The organism is Marinobacter sp. NSM (assembly GCF_052380025.1).
Taxonomy (GTDB): Bacteria; Pseudomonadota; Gammaproteobacteria; order Pseudomonadales; family Oleiphilaceae; genus Marinobacter.
In genome coordinates this window covers 446,265-469,314 of the sequence record NZ_JBQTCK010000001.1, presented here as the reverse complement: position 1 = coordinate 469,314, position 23,050 = coordinate 446,265, and the positions used below count along the sequence as shown (strand labels likewise).

The window sequence follows — 23,050 nt, the reverse complement described above, 5'->3', positions numbered from 1 at the left end:
TTCAGATCTCAATGCCATCCAACTGGGCAATGGTGTGAATATCCTTGTCGCCACGGCCGGAGACATTGATCACGATCATCTTGTCCTTGTCCATGGTTGCTGCCAGCTTTAGCGCGTAGGCAACCGCATGAGCGGTTTCCAGCGCAGGCATAATACCTTCAACACGGGTCAGCTTACGGAAACCGTCCAGCGCTTCGTCATCGGTGACCGAGACATAATTGGCGCGACCGATGTCTTTCAACCAGGAGTGCTCTGGGCCTACTCCCGGATAATCCAGGCCAGCGCTGACCGAATGGGTCGCTGCGATCTGGCCGTTTTCGTCTTCCATCAGGTACGTACGGTTTCCGTGAAGAACCCCCGGGCGCCCGGCACACAAAGGTGCGGCATGCTGACCGGTTTCGATACCCAGGCCGCCTGCTTCAACACCGTAAAGCTCAACATTCTCATCAGACAGGAACGGATAGAACATGCCGATGGCATTGGAGCCGCCACCAACACAGGCTACCAGCGCATCCGGCAGTTTACCTGCCTGCTCAAGGGCCTGGCGACGGGTTTCCCGACCAATCACCGACTGGAAATCGCGAACCAGCAGTGGATAGGGATGCGGGCCAGCCACGGTACCGATGATATAAAAGGTTTCATCAACATTGGCCACCCAGTCACGCATGGCGTCGTTCATGGCATCTTTCAGGGTTTTGGTGCCGCTCTGGACCGCATGCACGGTGGCCCCGAGTAGCTTCATGCGGTAGACGTTGAGGGACTGACGTTTGACGTCTTCCGCCCCCATGAACACATGGCACTCAAGCCCAAGCCGCGCGCACACCGTTGCGGTTGCCACACCATGCTGTCCGGCCCCGGTTTCAGCAATAATTCGTTTCTTGCCCAGGAAACTGGCCAGAAGCGCCTGGCCAATGGTGTTGTTCACCTTGTGAGCACCGGTATGGTTGAGGTCTTCACGCTTCAGCCAGATCTGGGCACCACCGGTTTCCCGCGTCAGTCGCTCGGCAAAATACAATGGGCTGGGACGCCCCACATAGTCCGCCAGGTCTTTATCGAAAGTGGCCTGGAATTCGGCATCATCTTTCAGCCGGAGATACTCTTTCTCCAGCGTCATCAACGAGTCCATCAGGGTTTCGGAAACAAACCGGCCACCGAAGGCACCGAAGTGACCTTTCGCATCCGGAAGCGCCTTCAACATCTCTTCAGTCAGTTTTACAGACACGGTGAACCTCTTTCATAAAATCGGATAGTTTGGTGGCGTCTTTCTTGCCCTTGCTCTGCTCCACCCCTCCGCTTACGTCGACAGCCCAGGGCCTGACTTCTTCAATGGCGCGGGCTACGTTAGCAGAAGACAACCCACCGGCCAATATCAGGGGTAACGGCCGGTGTTCAGGAATCAATGCCCAGTTGAAGGACTGCCCGGTTCCCCCATAACGATTCGGATCCCAGGCATCGACCAGAAGGCCGGAGGCCTTGCGATAGTCATAAAAGGCCTTCTCTATCTGACCCTCTTCGCGAACCCTGACCGCTTTGATCCAGCGGCGTCCGAAGCTGTCACAGAAGTCCGAGGATTCATCGCCGTGGAACTGCAACAGATCCAGCGGGACCTGATCCAGCACACTCTCGACAAACCGGGCATCCGGATTCACAAACAAACCAGTCAGCGTGACGAAGGCAGGTATTCGATCCGCCAGCGCCCTGGCGTGCTCAACCGTAACCGAGCGTGGGCTCGGCTCATAGAAAACCAGACCGATGGCGTCTGCGCCGCACCTTACCGCGACGTCAATATCTTCCGGCCGGGTCAAGCCGCAAACTTTCACACGGGTGATCATGTTTCTGACACCGGTTGTTTGGGGTGAATGTGCGTTGGCTCAATAGGTCCGTTCTCACCGTCGGTGAACCAGGGACTTACGAAACCGGGGCCGCACAGAGCCCTCGGTATTCCGTACTGATCCGGGTAGCCAACATCCACAAGATAGAGTCCGTCCGGTGGTGCGGTCACACCCGCCAACTTGCGATCTTTGCTGGCCAACACCTCACCAACCCATGGTTCAGGCTCCTTGCCTGCCCCCACGGCCATCAAGGCGCCAGAAATGTTGCGCACCATATGGTGCAGAAAAGCGTTGGCCTGAACATCTATTACGACATAGTCGCCCTTTCGGGTTACCGAAATCCGCTCCAGATAGCGAACCGGCGTTCTGGACTGACAACCGGCTGCCCGGAACGAACTGAAGTCGTGTTCACCGACAAGCACCTGAGCCGCCCTGTGCATACTGGCAACGTCAAGCGGCCGAAAGGTCCAGCTCACCTGCCCCCGCTGAATCCCGGGCCTTACCGGACGATTCAGAATAACATACCGGTAGCGCCGATAAACCGCCGAGAACCGTGCATGAAAATCTGCCACACCATTGCCCGCCCAGTGCACGGAAATATCATCCGGCAAGGCGGTATTCATGCCCATGACCCAGGAGCGGAGATTCCTCACTGAGGGAGTATCAAAATGAGCCACCTGAAAGCTGGCATGAACGCGGGCATCCGTACGCCCCGCGCACACCAGGTCAACCGGGTGATCAGCAACGCTGGACACGGCCCTGGCCAGCTCGCTCTCCACTGACCGGACACCGCTTTTCTGGAGTTGCCAGCCATGAAACCCGCGACCATCGTATTCAAACGCAATGGCTACCCGACCGTTTCCGATCGCATTATCTGTGGTCAAAGGCTGAGAATTGAGAAACAAGGATTGGTCCGTCGAAAAGAGTTCACTGAAAAACAAAGCGCCGGCCTTATGGCCGGCGCTGTTACCGATATCACGAGATTATAACGGATCAGGAAAGATTTTTAAGGAGCTCCTGCGCTTCCGCCTTCTGCTCGTCGTTTCCTTCCAGAGCGACCTCTTCCAGGATATCACGGGCTCCGTCGCTGTCCCCCATCTCGATGTAGGCCCGGGCCAGATCGAGTTTGGTGGCCGCTTCGTCAGTCCCGGCAAGGAAATCGAAATCATCGTCCTCGCCCAATGACTCCTCATCGATATCAAGCGCGGAACTCTGCTCCTGCTTGCCATCCAGCGATTCGGACGCCAGCGGAACCAGATCGTCATCCATGGCATCAGCCTCCTGCTCAGTGGCCTCAGACTCACCTTCCTGAGCCTGCTCACTTGTTGGTTCTGAGTCAGCCGGCTCTTCGCTGCTGAACGCGTCTTCCAGACCAAGCTCTTCATCCAGGGATGCCGCTTCCTGTTCCGGACCTGCGGGCTGCTCGTCAGACTCAGAGAACTCTTCCATCAGGGCGAGATCCTCGTCCGACACATCAAGTTCCAGGTCGTCCAACGTAGACTCGTCAAGGTCCAGCCCTTCCGGCTCGCCTTCTTCCTCAGCAACCTTGTCCAGTTCGGCATCAAGCTCGTCCAGGAAGGACTCATCCAGGGCATCCACGTCGCCCGACAATTCATCCTCAACGGTTTCCGCGTCTCCAACCTGTTCTGCTTTATCAGACTCATCTTCCAGTCCGAAATCCAGAGTATCCTCTTCCGCTGTCTCAACCGCCGGCTCCTCGGTGGCTTCGTCTTCAAGTGCGGACTCGAAATCGAAACTCAGATCCTCTTCGTCGGCTTTGCCCTCGCCCGAATCTTCAAGATCCATTTCGAGAGAAGAGAAATCCTGCTCTTCTGAGAGTTCGAGATCGTCGGGTTCGCCTTTGTCAGAGGCCTCAAGAATCGAGAGGTCGTATTCAATCAGATCGTCGGGAGAATCAGCCTCCTTCTCGACGTCTGATTCCAACTCTCCGAACTCGTTCTCCTGCTCAGGCTCGGGACTGGCCTCAAACTCGTCAGCTTTCAGGTCATCGGACAGCTGCCAGTCATCATCAGACGGTAACTCGTCTTCCTGACCAAGCTCTTCCTCTGTCGCCACCGAAGTACTGAAGGAATCAGACCGCAGTTGCGACTCAAGGTCGTCGATACTTGGCATAGACTCGGCTTCTTCAAGACGCTCGCGAAGAACGGTTGCCTGCTCAATAGCGGCTTCGTCTTCCAGGGCCTCAATTTCCCCGTACTGTTTCTCGAACGAATTACGATCCTGGCTGTCCGCGTATACCCCAAGCAGCTTCAACCGGAGATCAGTGCGGCTCGGCTCCCGGGAAATGGCGGTTTCAAGCACCTGTGCTGCCTGATCATGACGACCATAGGCAATGTAGGTGTCGGCTTCGGCCAGGGCGTCAGCGCCTTCCTGCTGATCAACAGCTTCGTCTTCCAGGCTCAGATCAAACGAATCGCTTTCGCTACCGTCCTCGCTGTTGAGCTGGTCGTAGAATGCCTTTTCACGATTGGCGTTCCGGCGTGCAACCAGCAGAAGCAACAGCAAGAGCAGAACCAGGCCGCCACCCAGGGCAATCTGGTACATCGGATTGTTTGAAATGGCGTCAATCACATTACCGGGGAAACCCTTCTCCGCGGCGGGAGGGGCAGCCGGCGATGGCTGGCGAGGCTGTTCGCGGGGCTGCTCCGCTGCCGGAGCGGCGGCCACGTCTGCCTCATCAGCTCCCTGCTCTGCCGCTTCGTCGACGGGTTGCGCGGATTCGGTAGTAGCGATTTCCTCACCGGCGCCATCAACGCCACTGTCGTCTGTCAGCTCATCCGATACGGCCTGCTCGCTACCCTCAGCTGCGGGCATACCTTCGAGTGCTTCTGAATCGTCCTCTGCGACGTCATCAGCACCATCAGCTTCCGCCAGTTCTCCGGTCGGCACTTCGGCCTCGTCGTCCGGGAGTTGACCCGCCGCCGCTGCCTCTTCAGCCGTCATACCCTGCAAATCTGCAAGCTGGCTGTTCTTGAGCTCTAGCAGACGCTGCAGGGTGGAAACCTGATCCTGAAGATCAGCCAGGCGACTGTTCAATTCTTCGTTTTCGCGACGCGTGGCTTCCAGCTCTTCCATCGCTACCGCTGAACCTACGTCGCTGCCGCCCGGCAAATCGCCATCACCGCCAGCGGAACCACCCTCGGTAACATCGCGAGATTCGCCATCCGCTACCAGCAAGCGCAATTCGTCACCGGCTGCGCCCGCCTGGGTAGGCGCCGGAGCGGATTCAGCCTCTGCGGTACGAGTAGCATCGACGGTACGAGACTGGAACGCCTCGTTTTGCTGTGCAACAACGCGGTTAGCTTCTGCCTGGCTCCGACTGCGGATCTGTTCCGTGGTTGGAACTCTCAGCACCTCACCGCGCTTCAACCGATTGATGTTGCCGCCAATAAAGGCATTGGGGTTCTGGTCCTGAAGGGCCAGCATAACCTGCTGCATAGACACAGAGCTGTCCGGGCGGACACGCTGGGCGATAGTCCAGAGCGTGTCTGATGGACGGGTTGGGCCGAACGTGTCAGCCTGATAGCCCCGGGCAAATGAACTCTCGGCCTGGGCCTGGCGACGCACAGACTCCTGACTACGTGGGGCTGGCTGCGCTGAGGTGGCTGGCGCTGCCGAAGGCGCGCTCACCTGCTCCTGAACACCGGAATCCTCGGCATACACTGGCGGATCTACCAGCACCGAGTACTCACGCATCAGACGGCCGTTGGGCCATGTCAGCTCAAGCAGGAAATTAAGATAGGGTTCCCGGAGTGGTTCCCGGGATGAAACATTAACAACGAGACTACCGTCCGAAGCGGTTACCACCTCAAACCTCAGCCTGCTCAGAAACTGGTGGCGATCAATGCCAATCCGCTGATAAGCGGCTTCCGGCGCAACATTTACAAATACATCACCGGGATCCACCCCACGACTTTCACGGAGTGATATTTCCGCATCCAGGGGCTCATTCAGCCAGGACTGCAGTTCAATTTCCCCCAGCCCCAACGCCTGAACGACACCGGAACCGAGCCCTCCCGCCAGCGCCATGGCAACCGCAAGCTTGCGTACCTTCATGCTTTTTCCTTTCCAGTCTCCGTTATTCTTTACTGCTGTATCTCAACAGAATCGGACGAGGTTGGATGACTTCCGTCTTTTTAGTTCTCGTTGTTATATCGCAATTATACCGTTCAGTTTGGCAAGTATTGTTGATAAAGCCTCTTTTATCAATCAATCAGCCGCAATCCTTGCACCGTTTTTTTACCAATCGGGCGGAACTCCTTAACAGCCCTGAAAATAACAGGGGCGGACGCTGAAATCAGCCTCCGCCCCACTCCGGCATACGAAAAACCGGACACAGTTGGCATTAATTACCACTGTGTAACACTATTTAACGTTCCTGCAGAATCCGCAGCATGCGGCGCAGAGGCTCAGCGGCCCCCCACAGCAACTGGTCACCCACGGTAAACGCAGAAATGTATTCCGGCCCCATGGACAATTTGCGAATCCGCCCGATGGGGATACTCAGGGTGCCGGTCACTTTAGCCGGCGTGAGTTCCTGCATGGTGGCATCACGATCATTCGGGATGACTTTCACCCAGTCGTTGGCCTTGGCAAGGATACCCTCGATTTCCGCAACCGACAGGTCTTTCTTGAGCTTGATAGTCAGCGCCTGGCTGTGAGAGCGCATAGCGCCAATTCGAACACAGATGCCGTCGATAGGAATCGGATTGTCGCTGCGGCCAAGAATCTTGTTGGTCTCAACGCCCGCCTTCCACTCTTCCTTGCTCATGCCGTTATCGAGCTGCTTGTCGATAAACGGAATCAGGCTGCCCGCCAGGGGCACACCGAAGTGCTCGGTGGGGAAATCACCGGAACGCATGGTGTCAGTCACCTTGCGATCGATTTCAAGGATAGCCGAGGACGGATCGGCCAGCTCGGACTTGACGCTCTCGTTCAGCGCGCCCATCTGGTTCAGCAGTTCCCGCATGTTCTGGGCACCAGAACCGGAAGCCGCCTGATAGGTCATCGGAGAGACCCATTCGATCAGATCCTGCTCCAGCAGACCACCCAGAGCCAGCATCATCAGGCTCACGGTGCAGTTACCGCCAATGTAATCTTTTACGCCCTTGTCCAGAGCCGCATCGATCACATTGCGGTTAACCGGGTCCAGCACGATTACGGAGTGATCCACCATCCGCAGCGACGATGCCGCATCAATCCAGTAGCCATCCCAGCCTGCATCCCGCAGTTTCTGGTAAACGGCTGAGGTGTAATCGCCACCCTGACAGGTCAGGACCACGTCCATGCCTTTCAGAATGTCGATATCAAATGCATCCTGAAGTGGCGGAACACCCTCTTTGCCAATGTCCGGGGCCGGCTTACCCGCCTGAGAAGTGGTGAAAAATACCGAGTCGATGTCGGCAAAATCGTTTTCTTCACGCATGCGCTGCATGAGGACTGAGCCTACCATGCCACGCCAACCTACAAGTCCAACTCGCTTCATGTGCGACCTTTGAACCTCACATTATGCCCGCCCGCTACCGTTATCGCTGGCAGGGACAGGATGGATGATCCCGCAGTGGCAGCATCGCGCCACTGTCGGGTCTCGGTTTAGCGAATCAGGGCTGACTCAAAGCGCATTGAGAACAGCTTCACCCATTTCCCGGGTTGAAACCTTCTTACCACCGTCTGACATGATGTCTGCGGTGCGCAGCCCCTGATCCAGTACCATGCTGACCGCCGCTTCAATCGCTTCTGCGGCTTTTTCCTCATTCAGGCTGTAACGCAGCATCATGGCTGCACTGATGATGGTGGCCAACGGGTTGGCAATGCCCTGCCCGGCAATATCCGGCGCCGAACCGTGGCAAGGCTCGTACATACCCTGCTTTTCAGAGTTCAGCGACGCCGACGGCAACATGCCGATGGAGCCGGTGAGCATAGCCGCTTCGTCAGAAAGAATATCACCAAACATGTTGCCAGTCACAATCACATCGAATTGCTTGGGAGCCCGAACCAGCTGCATGGCGGCGTTGTCGACGTACATATGGGACAACTCGACATCCGGGTATTCACGCTTCAGGTCTTCCATGATCTCGCGCCACAGCACGGTCACTTCCAGTACGTTTGCCTTGTCGACAGAGCACAGCTTCTTGCCGCGTTGCTGGGCCGCTTCAAAGGCGACGCGGCCGATTCGGCGAATCTCAGACTCAGTGTACTGATAGGTGTTGTAGCCCTGGCGCTCACCATTCTCCAGCTCGCGCACACCACGGGGCTGTCCAAAATAGATACCGCCGGTCAGCTCGCGCACGATCAGGATATCCAGGCCAGAAACCACTTCCGGCTTCAGGGAAGACGCAGACGCCAGTTGCGGGTACAGAATGGCTGGGCGCAGGTTGGCAAACAGCTGCAGGTTCGAACGCAGACCCAGCAGCCCCTTCTCCGGGCGCTTGGCCATCGGCAGGCTGTCCCACTGGGGGCCACCGACGGCACCCAGCAGAATGGCGTCGGCATTGCGCGCTTTTTCCAGGGTTTCGTCCGGCAACGGTGAGTCCGTGGCGTCGATAGCCGCACCACCTACCAGGGCCTTGTCAAAGGTCAGGCCAAGATTGAACTGGTCATTAACCTTGTTCAGAACCTTCTCCGCTTCAGCGACGATTTCCGGACCAATGCCGTCACCAGGCAGAAGCAACACATTACGGGACATATCAGAATCCTTGTTTATCAGTTTCCAGCGTTAAACAACCAGGGGGCAGTCTGGCGGCGAGCATCTTCGTAGGCGCTAATGGCATCGGCGTCTTCAAGCGTCACACCGATATCATCGAGCCCATTGAGCAGACAGTGACGACGGAAATTATCGACATCAAAACTGTAAGACTCACCAGAGGGGGTCGTTACTGTCTGAGCTTCCAAGTCCACCGTTAATTCATAGCCTACGTTAGCCTCGGTCTCCTGAAACAGCTTATCAACTATTTCTTCATCCAGAACAATGGGTAACAGGCCATTCTTAAAGCAGTTATTGTAGAAAATATCGGCAAAGCTCGGGGCAATAATCACCCGGAAGCCGAAATCATCCAGCGCCCACGGGGCATGCTCCCGACTGGAACCGCAACCGAAGTTCCTGCGAGCCAACAGCACACTGGCGCTTTTGTATCGATCCTGGTTCAGAACGAAATCCGGGTTCACGGGGCGATTGGAACAGTCCTGATCCGGCTTGCCTTCATCCAGATACCGCAACTCATCAAACAGGTTCGGGCCAAAGCCCGTGCGCTTGATCGACTTCAGAAACTGCTTGGGAATGATCATGTCCGTATCCACATTGGACCGGTCCATGGGGGCAACAATACCCTGGTGTTGCGTAAATGCGCGCATGGTCTCTCTCCTGTGGATCAGTTCAGCAACTCACGAACATCAACAAAATGGCCAGACACGGCTGCTGCCGCCGCCATCGCCGGGCTCACCAGGTGGGTACGCCCACCAAAGCCCTGACGGCCCTCAAAGTTCCGATTGGACGTGGACGCACAATGCTCGCCCTGCCCCAATTTGTCGGCGTTCATGGCCAGACACATGGAACAACCGGGATCACGCCATTCCAGACCCGCCTCGATGAAGATCTTATCCAGACCTTCCTGCTCTGCCTGGGCTTTCACCAGACCAGAACCCGGCACCACCATCGCCTGCTTCAGACTGGCGGCCACCTTGCGGCCTTTCACTACGGCCGCAGCTTCGCGCAAGTCTTCAATGCGGCTGTTGGTGCAGGAACCGATAAACACGCGGTCCAGCTGGATGTCGGTAATCTTCTGGTTCGGCTGCAGCCCCATGTATTTAAGCGCACGAACAATGCCCTCACGCTTGATCGGGTCTTCTTCCTTCGCCGGGTCCGGCACACTGCCATCAACACCGGTCACCATCTCCGGAGACGTACCCCAGCTTACTTGCGGCTTGATAGCGGAACCGTCCAGCTCAACTACCTTATCGAATACCGCATCGTCATCGCTGTGCAGGGTACGCCAGTACTCAACCGCCTTGTCCCAGGTTTCGCCTTTTGGCGAGAACGGACGGCCTTTCACGTAGTCAATAGTGATGTCATCCACCGCCACCATCCCCACACGGGCACCGCCTTCGATGGCCATGTTGCAGATGGTCATCCGGCCTTCCATGCTCAGGCCACGAATCGCCTCACCACCGAACTCGATGGCGTAACCGGTACCACCTGCGGTGCCGATCTTGCCGATGATAGCCAGAACCACATCCTTGCCGGTCACACCCGCGCCAAGCTTGCCGTTCACCTTCACCAGCATGTTCTTCATCTTCTTCTGAACCAGGCACTGCGTCGCCAGCACGTGCTCAACTTCAGACGTTCCAATACCATGAGCCAGGCAGCCAAAGGCGCCGTGGGTTGAGGTGTGGGAATCACCACAGACAATGCTCATACCCGGCAAGGTTGCCCCCTGCTCCGGCCCGATCACGTGAACGATACCCTGGCGCTGGTCTTTGATCTTGAATTCCAGAATCCCGAACTCGTCGCAGTTCTTGTCCAGAGTCTCCACCTGGGTGCGTGACACCGGGTCAACAATACCGTCGATACCTTTGGCACGATCGGTGGTCGGCACGTTATGATCCGGCGTGGCGATGTTGGCATCAATCCGCCAGGGCTTGCGGTTGGCCAGACGCAGGCCTTCAAATGCCTGGGGAGATGTCACTTCGTGCAGCAACTGCCGGTCGATGTAGATCAACGCGGAACCATCGTCCCGCTGTTTGACCAAATGGTCGTCCCACAACTTGTCGTATAAAGTCTTGCCCGCCATGGTTGCTCTCTCACTCTCTGGGGGTTTCTGTTTATGCTCTCAGTTAGCCTATCTTATTCTTTGCACCCGAATAACCTCAATTCATGTTTTTCATTCTTTGCATTCCACAAGGTTATTAGTCTAATATTCCCGGTGTTTAGTGCAAGACGCAACTGGATCGGTCAGGCTTTTCAAAACACGCCTACAAGCACGTCCATGTGGGCTCGTTTCGGGCCGTCCATGGCCCTCAACGGTTTTGAAAAGCCTGACCGACCCAGTCGCGCCCCATAACTTTTTCGTGGATTCTGCGTAAATCGCACCCTGACGGCACGCTCAATAGTTAACGGAGCAGCTTCACTGAGCCCCTCCCAAAAATCTCGTAGGCCATGGATGGCCGGAGCGAAGCGCACATGGATGTGCTCGTAGCGTTTTTTGGGAGGGGCTCAGTGAAGCTGCTCCCAACTCCAAACAAAGCGGCAAGAGAAGAACCAAAATGGACGCAAACGCCTTAAAAGCCTTCTTGACCATAGTCGACCAGGGCTCCTTCTCAGAAGCCGCAGAAACCCTGCACCTGACACAACCGGCCATCAGCAAACGCCTCGCTGCCCTCGAAACCCAGCTTGGCACCAAACTCATCGACCGAAGCAACCGCGAAATCCGCGTCACCGAGGCCGGCGCCAGACTCCTGCCCCACGCACGCAAAATCCTCGATGAAATACACAACGCCCGCCTTGCCCTCAACCCGAACGCCGACACCATAGAAGGCGAACTCCAGCTCATCGCCAGCCACCACATCGGCCTGCACCACCTGCCAAACTGGCTAAGCCGCTACCGCCGCGAATACCCACAGGTAACACTGGATCTCCAGTTTATGGAATCCGACGCCGCCTACCACCAGATGAATAAGCGTAATGCCGAGATCGCGTTCGTCACTCTCAGCGACAGCATGAACCCGGAGTTCCGGATTTTGGTGCAATGGCCAGACCCGATGGCCTTTGTCATTGGCGCGGAGCATCCGCTGGCACAACTGAAACACCCACGGCTTGAAGACCTGGCCCAACACCCGGCCCTGCTGCCGGACACCAGCACTGCCACTTATCGGGTGGTCAGCCGGCTGTTTCTGGAAGCGAATCAGCCGTTAAAACCGCTGATGCCCACCAACTACCTGGAAACCATCAAGATGATGACCAGCGTTGGCCTGGGATGGAGCGTGCTGCCGGTGAGCATGCTGGATAACAGCCTTCGGGTGCTTGAAGTTGGACACCCGGTTTCCCGGGTACTTGGCGCCGTCGCACTGACTGGCCGGCAACTGAGCAATGGTGCCCGTGCTTTGCTGGAAATTGTGGAAGATGAAGAAATCAGGAGCTAATCGACTTCTTCAACCTTTGGCATCGGCTGCAAACCACGCCAGGTGATTACGATTGCTACAGCCATGGCGACAGCGCCGCCCCAGAACGCTGCGGAGGTACTGATGCCCTCCACCAGAAAGCCGGACATCCAGGCGCCAAGAGCGCCGCCGGCACCAAACGTCAGGCCGCTGTAAAGCGCCTGCCCCTGGCCATGATGGTGCTTGCCGAAAAACCCCTGAATGTATTGGACGGAGATCGCATGCAGCGCACCGTAGGAGGCCGCATGTAGCAACTGGGCGAAGATCAGTACGGGCACGACCGTGGTCAGCTCGGCAATTAGCATCCAGCGAATCATCGTCAGGAACAGCGCCCCGATGACAATCTGGCGCACGCTGAACCGATGCGACAACCGGTGCATCACCAGGAACAGGCCGATTTCCGCCAGCACACCCAGGGACCAAAGCAACCCTATCGACAACTTACCATAGCCATGTTGTTCCAGATGAATACTGAAGAACGTGTAGTAGGCACCGTGGGATACCTGCAACAGGAAGTTCATCAGGAAAAACGCAACAACGGCAGGATGGGTGACGATGGCTTTCAGACTACCCTTCGGAGCCGGTGGTTTGCGCTCGCCTCGCTCTGAAGGCACCAGAAACGCCGATACGGCTATGCCTGCAAACACCGGCAACAGCAACCAGGGCAGATAACTGACCGGAACCCACTCCAGGATTCCACCGACAACGGCCACGGCTCCGATGAAACCCACCGAGCCCCAGAGCCGCACCTTACCGTACTTGTCTTTTCTGGCTCCAAGTGTTCGTAGGGTAATCACCTCATACAACGGCAGGATCGCGTTCCAGAAGAAGGTGAAGGCCAGCATCACCAGAAGCAGGCCATAGAACCCAGGTTCCATGAACACGCCGGCAAAGAACAGTGACCCGGTAATGGCGCCAAACCTGACCAACCGCACCCGCTGACCGGAGCGATCCCCCAGCCAGCCCCAAACACTAGGCGCGACGATCTTGGTGAGCTGAATAGTCGCCATCAGAGTGGCGATTTGCAGATAGGAAAAACCCTGGCCTTCAAGATACAGAGACCAGTAAGGCAAAAGCCCTCCAAGGAGGGCGAAGAACCAGAAGTAGAGGTTAGACAGCCGCCAGTAGATGGTGTCGCCTCCCTGTGATCAAAGCTGGCCGATGACCGGAGTGCTCACTTCCACATCGCCATTCTGCCCCCGGTGGCGCAGATAATGGTCCATCAGCACGATGGCCATCATGGCCTCGGCGATAGGCGTGGCGCGAATGCCAACACAGGGATCGTGGCGACCGGTGGTAATCACTTCAACCGGGTTGCCATGCACGTCAATGCTCCGGCCCGGCAAACGCAGGCTGGATGTCGGCTTCAGCGCAATACTGGCAACAATCGGCTGGCCGGAGGAAATCCCGCCGAGCACGCCGCCTGCGTGATTGGACAAAAAACCTTCCGGCGTCATTTCGTCGCGATGCTCAGTACCTTTCTGATCAATGCAACCGAACCCGGCGCCGATCTCAACACCCTTTACCGCGTTGATGCTCATCAGTGCGTGGGCCAGGTCGGCGTCCAGGCGATCGAAAATCGGTTCACCCAGTCCTGGCGGCACACCTTCAGCGACCACGTTGATTCGGGCACCAATGGAGTCGCCCTCTTTACGCAGGGCGTCCATGTAGGCTTCCATTTCGGGCACCTTATCGGCGTCCGGACAGAAGAACGGGTTCTCGTGCACCTGGTCCCAATCGTGTTTTACTGCCTTGATCGGCCCAAGCTGGGACAGATAGCCACGAACGCGAATACCCAGACGCTGCTCGAGAAACTTGCGGGCAACCGCGCCAGCAGCAACACGCATGGCCGTTTCACGGGCCGATGAACGGCCACCGCCCCGATAATCCCGGACACCATACTTGTGCATGTAGGTGTAGTCGGCGTGAGCCGGCCGGAACTGTTCGGAAATCTTGGAGTAATCCTTGGAGCGCTGGTCGGTATTCTCGATGATCAGGCCAATCGGCGTCCCGGTGGTTTTGCCCTCGAACACGCCGGAGAGGATGCGCACTTCATCCGCCTCTCGCCGCTGCGTGGTATGACGGGAAGTACCGGGCTTACGGCGGTCCAGATCTTTCTGCATATCGGCTTCTGACAGTTCCAGACCCGGAGGGCAGCCATCAATAATGCACCCCAGAGCGGCCCCGTGGCTCTCACCGAATGTGGTTACGGTGAACAGTTTACCAAATGTATTTCCCGACATAATTCAGCACTTTATAAAGGTTTTATAAAATATTAATTAACTTTTTCTGGCTTGCCATTCGCGGAGATCAGCAGCCGTTACCAGGAACACCCCGTCGCCACCGCTTTCAAACTCCAGCCAGGTAAGGGGCAAATCCGGATAGGCGTCATCCATGGCACCCCAGGAGTTGCCCACTTCCACGATTAGCAACCCGGTCTCAGTAAGGTGCTCTGCTGCCCCGGCGATAATACGGTGAGCAATATCAAGACCATCGTCGCCTGCGGCGAGCCCCAACTCCGGCTCGTGGCGATACTCTTCCGGCATGTCCGCCATGTCTTCAGCATCTACATAGGGCGGATTACTGAGAATCACATCGTAGCGGCCTTCAATCTTCTCGAACACGTCAGACCGGATAGTCTGAACCCGCCCTTCCAGGCCGTGCAACTCGATGTTTGAATCAGCCACCTCAAGAGCCGCCTCGGAGATGTCAGACAGATCAACCTCCGCCTCATCAAAGACAGTGGCAGCACCAATACCAATACAACCACTGCCCGTGCACAAATCCAGCACTCGCTGCACGGGCTGACTGCCCAACCAGGGCTGAAGGCCATTCTCCAGCAGCTCGCCAATCGGCGACCGGGGAACCAGCACCCGCTCATCAATATTGAACGGCATACCCATAAACCAGCCTTCGCCCAGAAGATAGGCGATTGGTACTCGTTCATTAATGCGGCGCTCAATGCGCTCAACAATCAGTTCGCGCTCTGTGCGCACCAGGCGCGCATCCAGAAACACATTGTTGTTCTCCAATGGCAGGTGGACACTGCGTAACACCAGCTGCACGGCTTCATCCCACACGTTGTCGGTACCATGCCCGAAATACAATGGCGATGCCGCAAACCGTGACGCGGCATAGCGCAGAAAGTCCCGTATGGTGTGTAGATCGTCAACTGGACTGGTCACAAAAACGTCTTCCTGGTCAGGCTAATGTAGCGCGGCATTATACGCCTATTAAGCACAGGCCTGCAGCCCGCATACAGATTAAAGGGCCAACGGACCGGAACTGCTTCGGCTTTGCTCAAACCGGTCCAGTGCGGCAGCCATACGCTCCCGGCCCAGCTGAATCAGTTCCGGTGCCTTGTGATAATCGTAACTTCGGCTGGCATTCTTGGGGATATTAACCAGGAGATCAGGCGGATACCCGGCAATCTTGTATTGAACCAAAGCACTCTGCATGGTTTCGATGGTCAGGTTCATCACATCAAATTTGCCAATGCCCAGCTTGTCCCAGTCAATGGTCTCGTGGTCATCCCGTTTCTGGTGATGAGCGGCCTTCTCGGGCTCCTCGTGCCGGGCTTTCAAATCCTTCTCTTTATGCTTCTTCGCCATCTCCCGGGTGATTTTTTCTTCGGGAGATTCCCCGGTATCGAGTTTCCTGGAAGTCAGGGATTTAATGGCATCCCAGTCAAACCACCGGGAGGCTTTATCCCGGATGGCGTCGACCCATTCATCCATATCGCTGCCGGAGTCTTCATCGGCAAATGCCGCATCGGGAATTCGCCTTGGCTGTTCATCCTCGCCACTCAGGTTGACGGCCATGATCAAATCAGCGTGGGCAGAGATCGTCGGGATAATCGGCAGGGGATTCAGCAATGCACCGTCTACCAACACCCTGCCATCCAGCACCAGAGGCGTCACAACACTCGGGATGGCAATGGATGCACGGATGGCGCGATCCAGCGGCCCTTCCTGAAACCAGATTTCCTTATGGGCAAGGAGATCGGTGGCAACCGCAGTAAACGCAATGGGCAAGTCTTCGATCCGGGTGTCGCCCAGAATGTCACGGACCACCGAGAAGACCTTCTCTCCCCGAATCGCGCCGACCGAAGTGAAGGTAACGTCCAGCAGTTTCAGGACATCGAACTGGCCCAGCCCGGTCACCCAGTCCTTGTATTCCTTCATCTTGCCAGCCGCGTACATACCGCCGATAAGGGCGCCCATGGAACAGCCGGAGATCGCGATAATGTTGTAACCCCGTTCCTGCAGTACCTCAATGGCGCCAATGTGGGCGTAACCCCGGGCACCGCCACTACCCAGGGTCAAGGCGACCGTTTTGCCGTTTCCGGTTTGCGAGGGCTTGCGTGCAGAATTGGCCGGAGCTTCGGCCGGCGATACGTCAGAACTTGCCAATACTTTGCTGACGCCATCCTCCGCAGCTGCTTGCTCACTGCCGACCGGTTGGTCGTCTGGCTTAGTGTCCCCGGACATTCCCTTACCTCTTGATTACCAGAATTTCGATGCGGTCACCCGTGCGGTTTGGGTCCGCTACCTGCACCCCAGGCCCGATGGCCAGAGTGCGGACCTGCTCCCGGGAGACGCCGGATTTCGCCAGTACGTCGGCCAGGGCGCCCGCAGCCCTTTCCGCCCTTACGATCGAATCATTCAGGCTTTCATCATTTTCCAGTGAAGAAAACGCGGCGAGCACCACCTCGGCGCCCTCCTCCGCCGCCCACTCTCCCAACCGCCGGCGATCGGTAGTCGACAAATCAAACCGATGGGTAACACCGCCCTGCCAGGGCACAATTATGGGACCCAGCAACCGTGCAGCAGAGGCCTGAAAGCCGGGAATGTCCGCTCCGGTTGCTACCTGTAGATGTTCAACCCAAACATATTCACGCTGATTGCCACGGGTGACGGTGTACACCAGGGTCAACCATCGGTTGCCATCAACATCCGCCACGGCACCGACGAAGTAGTCCTGGTCCTGATCCCGGCCAAGGAGCCTGGGTTGCTCAAAAATCTGGTTTGCCCAGACGTTGCTTCGACCACAGGCCACTCCGGAACATTCGAAAAGGATCTGGCCGCCTAGCGCCTGAAGCTCGCCCCGATAGTGTTCCTGTGCGGCCCTACGGCTCGCATCCCGGTTGATTTCGAATAACTGGCCCTTGCCGTTTACCGGCAGCCTGGCCATGACATCCGAGCGGATCTCTCCGCGTATCTCACGAACCGGGCTCATAAGCACGAGGTGCCCGGACGACCGAATGTCCAGCGCCGACTGAAGGCTCGACTGGGCGAACGCATCCAACGGCTCGCCGAGCTCCGAAGCTGACACCACGGAACCGAAAGCCAACACAGCAAACGCCAACAGGCTCCGGAGTTTCATTACAACAGCACGATTATTCATTGAATAGAAACCTTTTTATAGCATGTGCAACCGGCGTGGTGTCACCATCCAGGTGACAATGATGCCCCCCGGGAACGTCCACTGTCGTCAGGTCGGGTATCAGCTCTGCACGCTTGTCCAATCCGCCACGGCTGACCAACAACCCTTCCGACGCCCTTACGAACAGGGTTGGCGTCTGGATGGCGGCCAGCGAGGCATGAACCTGCTCTTCGGTCATCATTAAAGGCGTGGGATGCCTTAACCGTGCATCGGTGCGCCAGACAAAGCCATCTCCTTCAGCCCGCATGTTTCTGGGCACCAGCAATGCTGCAGCCTCGGCGCTCAATGGGCTAAGCCCGCCCTCACGGATCCTCGCCGCCGTCGCCACATCGGGATAGACCGCCGGAGGTGCAGATCCGTTCCGCTTTTTTTGCAAGGCCCGGCGCAACTGGGGGATGGTTTCCTTGGCGGGACGGCTCAGGGCACCCAGGCTGTCAATCATCACCAGCCGCCTCACCCGCTCAGGGAAAGCTGCCGCATAAAGAGCACAAACGATACCACCGAGCGAATGGCCCACCAGATCAAGGGGGTACCGTTCGCTTTCCGGGAAATGATGGTCAATCAATTCACTGAGGTCTGCCACATACTCCATCAGCCAGTAACCATAGCCCGGTGGTCGATGCCCCGAGTGGCCATGACCAGCCATGTCGATTGCGTGAACACTGGCATCGGAGGCCAGCGCTGGCGCCAACCGGGCGAATGTCATGGCGTTATCAAGCCAGCCGTGCACCATAAGTATGGGGGAGCGAACTTCGTGCGAGGGGTCCGTATGCCAGGTCAGGCCGGCAAGGGTCAGGTTATCGAGCGGCCAGCGTGCCTCCCGGCAGCCGGCCGGAATGTCGTGCCCACTGCCGGGTAACACAGTGTCAGTCATGCAAGGCGAGTCCTACATGGTGTGCGTTGGGCGATCAGAGCTCAGCGAGCCTGCCAGGTAAGACTCGATCTTGGTCCTTGCGGATTCATCGTCACCGTTAAACTGGACACCGATACCTGCTGCACGGTTACCTTGCGCCCCTTTAGGGGTAATCCACACCACTTTACCGGCTACGGGTATCTTTTCCGCCTCGTCCATCAGGTTGAGCAGCAAAAACACCTCGTCTCCGAGTTGATATTGCTTCTGGGTAGGAATGAACAAACCACCTTGCCGAATGTAGGGCATATAGGCGGCATACAGAACCGCTTTGTCCTTGATGGTCAGGGTGAGAATGCCGCTGCGTGCGCCAAATCCTGGGCCCATATCACATACCTTTTACGCTGGAAGTTCTTGTGTCGTTAAACATTGCCACAATGCTTCAGGAATTTCCTGACATTTCACAATCATAGCAGCTGAAATTGAAGAAAGCTCAGCTTGCTTTCCGCTTCCTTGGCATCAGTTCCCGCCAGGCAATCAGAAGCTGGCTGGCCTCCAGTTCCGGGCTGGCATTATATACCGCGGCACTGCGACTTTCCCTGACCAGGTCCAGGAGCTGATGAGCCCGCCACGGCGGATTGTTGTTTGCCAGATAACCAAGCATGTCCGCCGCTTCCGGGTCAGATACTGCCCCCCCCACACTGGCCCGCGCCAGATCCGCGGCCCAGCTTTCAAATAACCAGAGCGAATTGTCCAGGCCAAGGGCCTTGAAGGATTTAGCCGCTTCGCCAACCGGGATCTGCCCTTTCATAAACTGCCGGAATGCTTCAAAGGCCTTGTCCCGAAGGGGCAAAAAATCTCCGAGGGCATAGTCCAGCGCCAACCGCGGTGCATTGCCCGCCAGCATCAGGCTTTTGGCTAAGGTCTCCGCCCCCGGCCGGCTTGCCTCGTCCAGCTCAGCCACGCGGGCAGCCAGCCATTGCCCGCCCTGCTCTGCTGTCGGCAAGGGTATGGTCAGCGCCTGACAACGGGAGCGAATGGTCGGCAGGACCGGCCGACCGCTCTCCTGCAACAGCAGCAAAGTCACGTCCGGCAACGGCTCTTCCAGGGTTTTCAGCAACGCATTGGCGGCATTGATGTTTAATTGATCTGCCCGGTCAACAATCGCGACCTTGTGGTGACCAACCTGGGGCGAAGCAACAGCAAACGTGGAGAGTGCCCGTATCTGGTCAACCTTCACCATGCGCGATTTTTCCGGGGTATAAACCCGCAGATCCGGATGACTGCCTGCAGCCATCAGCTCACACTGCTTGCAATGGCCACACGCCACCGCCGCGCCGGATTCTGATTTGGCCGGTGTTTCACACAACAGCAATCCGGCCACTGCCTGGGCCCAGGCGCGCTTTCCTACGCCACGCTCACCCACTACCAGCAATGCGTGGGGCAAACGATCCTGTGCCAGTCGGCTTTGCACTGCCGACCAGGCGCGGGCCAGCCAGGGCATTTCCTGTGCGATGTCAGTCATGTTTCGGCATCCGGGATCCGGTTTCCTGATTGCGTTTGAGTTGACGCTTCATGGTTTTCAGTAGCCGCCTCAGCCGCCGTGTATCGTCATCAGCCTGACGGGTTGAGGCAGAGCTATAGTAATGGCTGTTCACTGTCCGGGCAAAGATCCGGGCAGACTCCGCCACCGATGGCCGGGCCTCGGCCATCCGCTCCGCCAGCACCACCGGAGTTTCGCCACTGCGCACAGGCACACCGGCCTGTTCACACAGCCGGTGCCATGATCCGACCACGCGCCTGAAGCCATCCTGACGGGCTCCCCGGGTCATTGAAAGCGCCGACACCAACCCGGCCACAAGCAGGGCAAAGCCAACCAGCCCGGCGGTAATGTAGCCAAGCTCCTTCATGCCAATGCCGCCTGGCAGCCGGGACATCAGGTTCATCTGGCTCTGGCCCTGATAGCCCACCACCCAACGCTGCCAGTGGTAGTTTATTCGGTCGAGCTGCAACGACGCCCACTGCAAAACCGCCAGATCGCCATACCGCTGGGGAGAGGTCAGGTTATTCTCCAGGAAGGAGCCCTCTTCAGCCATCGCCTCACGCAGGCCAAATTCAATGCGATCAGGCGCTATCGCGGCGGTAGGATCAACCCGGACCCAGCCCCGGCCCTCCAGCCACACTTCCACCCAGGCATGGGCATCATACTGGCGCACAATCAGATAATCGCCCCCGGCACCGGCATCCCCGCCCTGGTACCCCACTACCACACGGGATGGAATTCCGGCCGCCCGGAACACAAAGGTGGCAGCGCCCGCGTAATGGGCACAGAACCCCCTTTGCGCCTCAAACAACAGAGTATCCACACCATCGTTCGGCATCGCCGGCGGCCGCAGGGTGTAATAGTATTCCTCGTTACGGAACCGCTGCATCAGTTCGTTGACGACCTCGGCCGGGGCATACCGGCCTGCCAGTTCAATGGCCAACGCCCGGGCCCGGGGGTTACCGTCGCCGGGCAGTTGCAGGTAGCGCTGACGAGCCTCCCGGGAAAGCTCGCCCTCCGGCCGGGTTTGCCCGGGAGCCATTGCCAACCGGTAGCGCACCGGGCTGTCCGCGGGGCGACGGAAACGGAACAGGTCTTCCCCTGCTTCAAACACGTTGTCCGACACCGCAATGGAATTTTCCAGAGAGAAGGCCCATCGTTGGTCCGTCGGCTCCATCAGTACATCGTACTGGTTGCTCGCCAGCGCCCCAATGCCGCCATCCACCGCCACCCTGCCCGGGCGTTGAAATGGCTCCCGGTCGCGCTGCCGCCAGGTCTCCCCGTCAAGATAATCGAGAATCAGCCCTCGCCAATAGCGATCCCGATACTCCGGAATCGGACCACCAAAACTCACGCGGAACGCCCGCTCACTGCTCTGGGCCAGATTGGAGATATCGCCGGGGCGCATGGTATCGGAGATACCGCTGCGAGCCTCGCCGGAAACCAGCGGGACGCTCCACAGCGGCGCCATACGCGGAAAGAACACAAATAACAGGACGACTACCGGCAGGGTTTTCACCATCAAAAGGCCCAGCCGCTTCCAGCCCGCCTTCAATGAACCGGGCAAATCCGGGGCATTGAGAATCTGCAGGCCCACCAGCAGGCAGGCAATGGCCGCAAACGTCAGCAGGGCCCACAGGATGTCCTGCTGGAACAGGAAGTTTACAGCCGCCAGGTACACCAGAATAAAAAACAGTACATAGAAGTCCCGGGCGGAGCGGGTTTCCAGCCATTTGAGCCCCACCGCCAATACGAAGAACGACGCAGCAGTATCAACGGTAAAGCGGCCCTGAACAGTGCCCAGGTAGACTCCGATCAACACCAGCATAATGCCCGTACGCAACCAGCGCCCCGGCAATCGCACCCGACCACTCTGGGCTAGCCAGCGCCAACCGGCCAGCACCACGCAGGCGGCAATCAGCCACCAGGGTAACCGGTTCCACTGCGGCAACAGTAACAGTGCAAAACTGCCAATCAGCCAGAGTAGCGCAGTGCCAGGAATGGCATCTAACGGTACATCGGAACGGCGGTTTCTACCAAGAAGTACATCGACCAGGCGGCTCATACGCTGCCTCCCGCCGTAGCGCCGTCCACGGTTTTACGGGTACCAAACGGCAATGCATCCTGCTCTCTCGGCGGCTTTTCGCCCCAGACCGCCAGCGCCCGCAGGCACCGGTCTCCATGGATTGCGCCGGTGTCGGGTTCGATGACCTCCCCCGGCAGGTTCAAACCGAACTTTGCACCTTTCTGTAGCCGGTCGGCCACCAGCCAGGCCAGGTAACTGAGCCTGAGCTCAGTATCCGCGCCCGGGAAAGCGTTGAAATCCAGCCAGTGGGGGCTTCCTTGCTCCCCTTCCCAATCGGCAACCACCATCTGCCCGGAGCGGGCAAACCGTTTCCACATCACCCGCTGGCTCAGATCCCCTTCACGCCAGGGCCGAAGGTCGGCATTGTCCTGACCGGCCACCGGCGCGGAAGAACGGGCTTCACTGCCGTCATCCACCTGGCTGATTACCTCCGGAGCAACCAGTGGCCTGGGATAGGCAATGCCGGCCGAACTCGGGCGCAACCAGGACCAGGCCTTGAGCAACCCGAATGGAAAACGGGTTTCAATCCGAACCTTGTCTGGCCGAAGGTACCCACGATCGGCTGAGGGGATGGGCAAAATAACGTCCCGGGCCTGGCCAGCCGGCACATGGACACCTTCCAGCTTTGAATCCACAACCGACAGCGCAATGGCAAGCCCGCTATCCTTTCCAGCGGTGACCCGGAATCGAAACGGTACATCATCCCCGGCCTCGCCCTCGCCGGGCTGAATAAGGGCGAGCGTCAGCCCCGAGAGATTGCGATGGGTCTGATGCATGGCACCGACGAACAGGGCCCCGAGAATGAAGGTCAGCAGGTAAACAAGGCTGTTCTGGTAATTGATACCGGTGATCAGCATGATCAGCAGCAGAACACCAAAAACCACCCCAGCACCGGTTGGCAGGATGAAGATATTTTTCTGGCTGAACGTCTGGCTGTCTCCGCGGGGAACCCTACGGTTAATCCAGTGCTGCCATCGTTGCCGGAGTTTTCGCGTTATCATGCCCATCAGGCCGCATTCTTCCTCAAAAGTTCACCCGTTACCGGCACGCATCAAACCATATTATCCGGCCGCTCATAAAGCTTTACTGCCAAACTGCGGATTCTGATCACAGACCAGGCA

The 23,050-nt window shown here is 57.7% G+C and carries 19 protein-coding genes; 1 reads left to right on the top strand and 18 read right to left on the bottom strand.

Translation table 11 applies throughout. The features are described 5' to 3' along the window. Position 1: 1 nt before the first annotated feature. The 8 genes from trpB to leuC form a co-directional block, all read right to left on the bottom strand. On the bottom strand, positions 2–1,210 hold the full coding sequence (trpB, locus tag ACTZWX_RS02200; RefSeq protein WP_197463805.1) for a tryptophan synthase subunit beta: 1,209 nt from the start codon (positions 1,208–1,210) through the stop codon (positions 2–4). Further along, positions 1,203–1,832, bottom strand: coding sequence for a phosphoribosylanthranilate isomerase (locus tag ACTZWX_RS02195; protein WP_444712554.1), 630 nt, complete (start codon positions 1,830–1,832; stop codon positions 1,203–1,205). The genes trpB and ACTZWX_RS02195 overlap by 8 nt, the downstream gene beginning before the upstream one ends. After that, positions 1,829–2,737: a tRNA pseudouridine(38-40) synthase TruA gene (gene truA, locus ACTZWX_RS02190; RefSeq protein ID WP_444712553.1), complete on the bottom strand. Its 909-nt coding sequence runs from the start codon at positions 2,735–2,737 to the stop codon at positions 1,829–1,831. The genes ACTZWX_RS02195 and truA overlap by 4 nt, the downstream gene beginning before the upstream one ends. Before the next feature lie 88 nt (positions 2,738–2,825). Beyond that, on the bottom strand, positions 2,826–5,909 hold the full coding sequence (locus ACTZWX_RS02185; RefSeq protein WP_444712552.1) for a FimV/HubP family polar landmark protein: 3,084 nt from the start codon (positions 5,907–5,909) through the stop codon (positions 2,826–2,828). Between the two features lie 313 nt (positions 5,910–6,222). Beyond that, positions 6,223–7,338 carry an aspartate-semialdehyde dehydrogenase gene (gene asd, locus ACTZWX_RS02180; RefSeq protein WP_444712551.1) on the bottom strand — a complete coding sequence of 372 codons (1,116 nt, stop codon included), beginning with the start codon at positions 7,336–7,338 and terminating at the stop codon, positions 6,223–6,225. 126 nt (positions 7,339–7,464) lie between these two features. Further along, positions 7,465–8,538: a 3-isopropylmalate dehydrogenase gene (leuB, locus tag ACTZWX_RS02175; RefSeq protein WP_444712550.1), complete on the bottom strand. Its 1,074-nt coding sequence runs from the start codon at positions 8,536–8,538 to the stop codon at positions 7,465–7,467. 17 nt (positions 8,539–8,555) lie between these two features. Then, positions 8,556–9,203 (bottom strand): 3-isopropylmalate dehydratase small subunit, encoded by a 648-nt coding sequence (gene leuD, locus ACTZWX_RS02170; RefSeq protein ID WP_444712549.1) that lies wholly within the window; start codon positions 9,201–9,203, stop codon positions 8,556–8,558. A 17-nt stretch (positions 9,204–9,220) separates the two neighbouring features. Then, entirely contained in the window at positions 9,221–10,639 is a 1,419-nt protein-coding gene (gene leuC / locus ACTZWX_RS02165) for a 3-isopropylmalate dehydratase large subunit (RefSeq protein ID WP_444712548.1), read from the bottom strand. 472 nt (positions 10,640–11,111) lie between these two features. Here leuC and ACTZWX_RS02160 point away from each other — a divergent pair, with 472 nt between their 5' ends. Further along, complete coding sequence (locus ACTZWX_RS02160) at positions 11,112–11,987, top strand: LysR family transcriptional regulator (RefSeq protein WP_444712547.1); 876 nt, start codon at positions 11,112–11,114, stop codon at positions 11,985–11,987. Here ACTZWX_RS02160 and ACTZWX_RS02155 read toward each other — a convergent pair. The 10 genes from ACTZWX_RS02155 to ACTZWX_RS02110 form a co-directional block, all read right to left on the bottom strand. Next, a complete protein-coding gene (locus ACTZWX_RS02155) occupies positions 11,984–13,123 on the bottom strand; it encodes an MFS transporter (protein ID WP_444712842.1) in 1,140 nt (379 codons plus the stop codon). The two genes, ACTZWX_RS02160 and ACTZWX_RS02155, sit on opposite strands and share 4 nt — an antisense overlap. A gap of 30 nt (positions 13,124–13,153) precedes the next feature. Beyond that, a complete protein-coding gene (gene aroC / locus ACTZWX_RS02150) occupies positions 13,154–14,248 on the bottom strand; it encodes a chorismate synthase (RefSeq protein ID WP_444712546.1) in 1,095 nt (364 codons plus the stop codon). A 36-nt stretch (positions 14,249–14,284) separates the two neighbouring features. Next, the gene (prmB, locus tag ACTZWX_RS02145; protein ID WP_444712545.1) at positions 14,285–15,190 is read right to left on the bottom strand and encodes a 50S ribosomal protein L3 N(5)-glutamine methyltransferase; all 906 of its coding nucleotides are present in this window, start codon (positions 15,188–15,190) and stop codon (positions 14,285–14,287) included. Between the two features lie 78 nt (positions 15,191–15,268). Next, positions 15,269–16,495 carry a patatin-like phospholipase family protein gene (locus tag ACTZWX_RS02140; protein ID WP_444712544.1) on the bottom strand — a complete coding sequence of 409 codons (1,227 nt, stop codon included), beginning with the start codon at positions 16,493–16,495 and terminating at the stop codon, positions 15,269–15,271. Positions 16,496–16,499: 4 nt separating this feature from the next. Next, a complete protein-coding gene (locus ACTZWX_RS02135) occupies positions 16,500–17,411 on the bottom strand; it encodes a DUF4892 domain-containing protein (RefSeq protein WP_444712543.1) in 912 nt (303 codons plus the stop codon). Beyond that, positions 17,404–18,324 (bottom strand): alpha/beta fold hydrolase, encoded by a 921-nt coding sequence (locus tag ACTZWX_RS02130; protein ID WP_444712542.1) that lies wholly within the window; start codon positions 18,322–18,324, stop codon positions 17,404–17,406. Before ACTZWX_RS02130 ends, ACTZWX_RS02135 begins: the two co-directional genes overlap by 8 nt. 12 nt (positions 18,325–18,336) lie before the next feature. Beyond that, positions 18,337–18,687, bottom strand: coding sequence for a PilZ domain-containing protein (locus ACTZWX_RS02125; RefSeq protein WP_444712541.1), 351 nt, complete (start codon positions 18,685–18,687; stop codon positions 18,337–18,339). Between the two features lie 106 nt (positions 18,688–18,793). Beyond that, complete coding sequence (gene holB, locus ACTZWX_RS02120) at positions 18,794–19,825, bottom strand: DNA polymerase III subunit delta' (protein ID WP_444712540.1); 1,032 nt, start codon at positions 19,823–19,825, stop codon at positions 18,794–18,796. Next, entirely contained in the window at positions 19,818–21,908 is a 2,091-nt protein-coding gene (locus ACTZWX_RS02115; protein ID WP_444712539.1) for a transglutaminase TgpA family protein, read from the bottom strand. Before ACTZWX_RS02115 ends, holB begins: the two co-directional genes overlap by 8 nt. Then, positions 21,905–22,930, bottom strand: a complete 1,026-nt coding sequence (locus ACTZWX_RS02110) for a DUF58 domain-containing protein (RefSeq protein ID WP_444712841.1) — start codon at positions 22,928–22,930, stop codon at positions 21,905–21,907. Before ACTZWX_RS02110 ends, ACTZWX_RS02115 begins: the two co-directional genes overlap by 4 nt. Positions 22,931–23,050 lie beyond the last annotated feature (120 nt).

Coding starts and splice junctions, on each gene's coding strand:
- leuB (WP_444712550.1), bottom strand. CDS start 8,538: ATGTCCCGTAATGTGTTGCTTCTGCCTGGTGACGGCATTGGTCCGGAA.
- ACTZWX_RS02115 (WP_444712539.1), bottom strand. CDS start 21,908: ATGAGCCGCCTGGTCGATGTACTTCTTGGTAGAAACCGCCGTTCCGAT.
- ACTZWX_RS02110 (WP_444712841.1), bottom strand. CDS start 22,930: ATGATAACGCGAAAACTCCGGCAACGATGGCAGCACTGGATTAACCGT.
- ACTZWX_RS02160 (WP_444712547.1), top strand. CDS start 11,112: ATGGACGCAAACGCCTTAAAAGCCTTCTTGACCATAGTCGACCAGGGC.
- ACTZWX_RS02130 (WP_444712542.1), bottom strand. CDS start 18,324: ATGACTGACACTGTGTTACCCGGCAGTGGGCACGACATTCCGGCCGGC.
- holB (WP_444712540.1), bottom strand. CDS start 19,825: ATGACTGACATCGCACAGGAAATGCCCTGGCTGGCCCGCGCCTGGTCG.
- ACTZWX_RS02195 (WP_444712554.1), bottom strand. CDS start 1,832: ATGATCACCCGTGTGAAAGTTTGCGGCTTGACCCGGCCGGAAGATATT.
- ACTZWX_RS02185 (WP_444712552.1), bottom strand. CDS start 5,909: ATGAAGGTACGCAAGCTTGCGGTTGCCATGGCGCTGGCGGGAGGGCTC.
- leuC (WP_444712548.1), bottom strand. CDS start 10,639: ATGGCGGGCAAGACTTTATACGACAAGTTGTGGGACGACCATTTGGTC.
- ACTZWX_RS02140 (WP_444712544.1), bottom strand. CDS start 16,495: ATGTCCGGGGACACTAAGCCAGACGACCAACCGGTCGGCAGTGAGCAA.
- aroC (WP_444712546.1), bottom strand. CDS start 14,248: ATGTCGGGAAATACATTTGGTAAACTGTTCACCGTAACCACATTCGGT.
- ACTZWX_RS02135 (WP_444712543.1), bottom strand. CDS start 17,411: ATGAATAATCGTGCTGTTGTAATGAAACTCCGGAGCCTGTTGGCGTTT.
- asd (WP_444712551.1), bottom strand. CDS start 7,338: ATGAAGCGAGTTGGACTTGTAGGTTGGCGTGGCATGGTAGGCTCAGTC.
- ACTZWX_RS02125 (WP_444712541.1), bottom strand. CDS start 18,687: ATGGGCCCAGGATTTGGCGCACGCAGCGGCATTCTCACCCTGACCATC.
- leuD (WP_444712549.1), bottom strand. CDS start 9,203: ATGCGCGCATTTACGCAACACCAGGGTATTGTTGCCCCCATGGACCGG.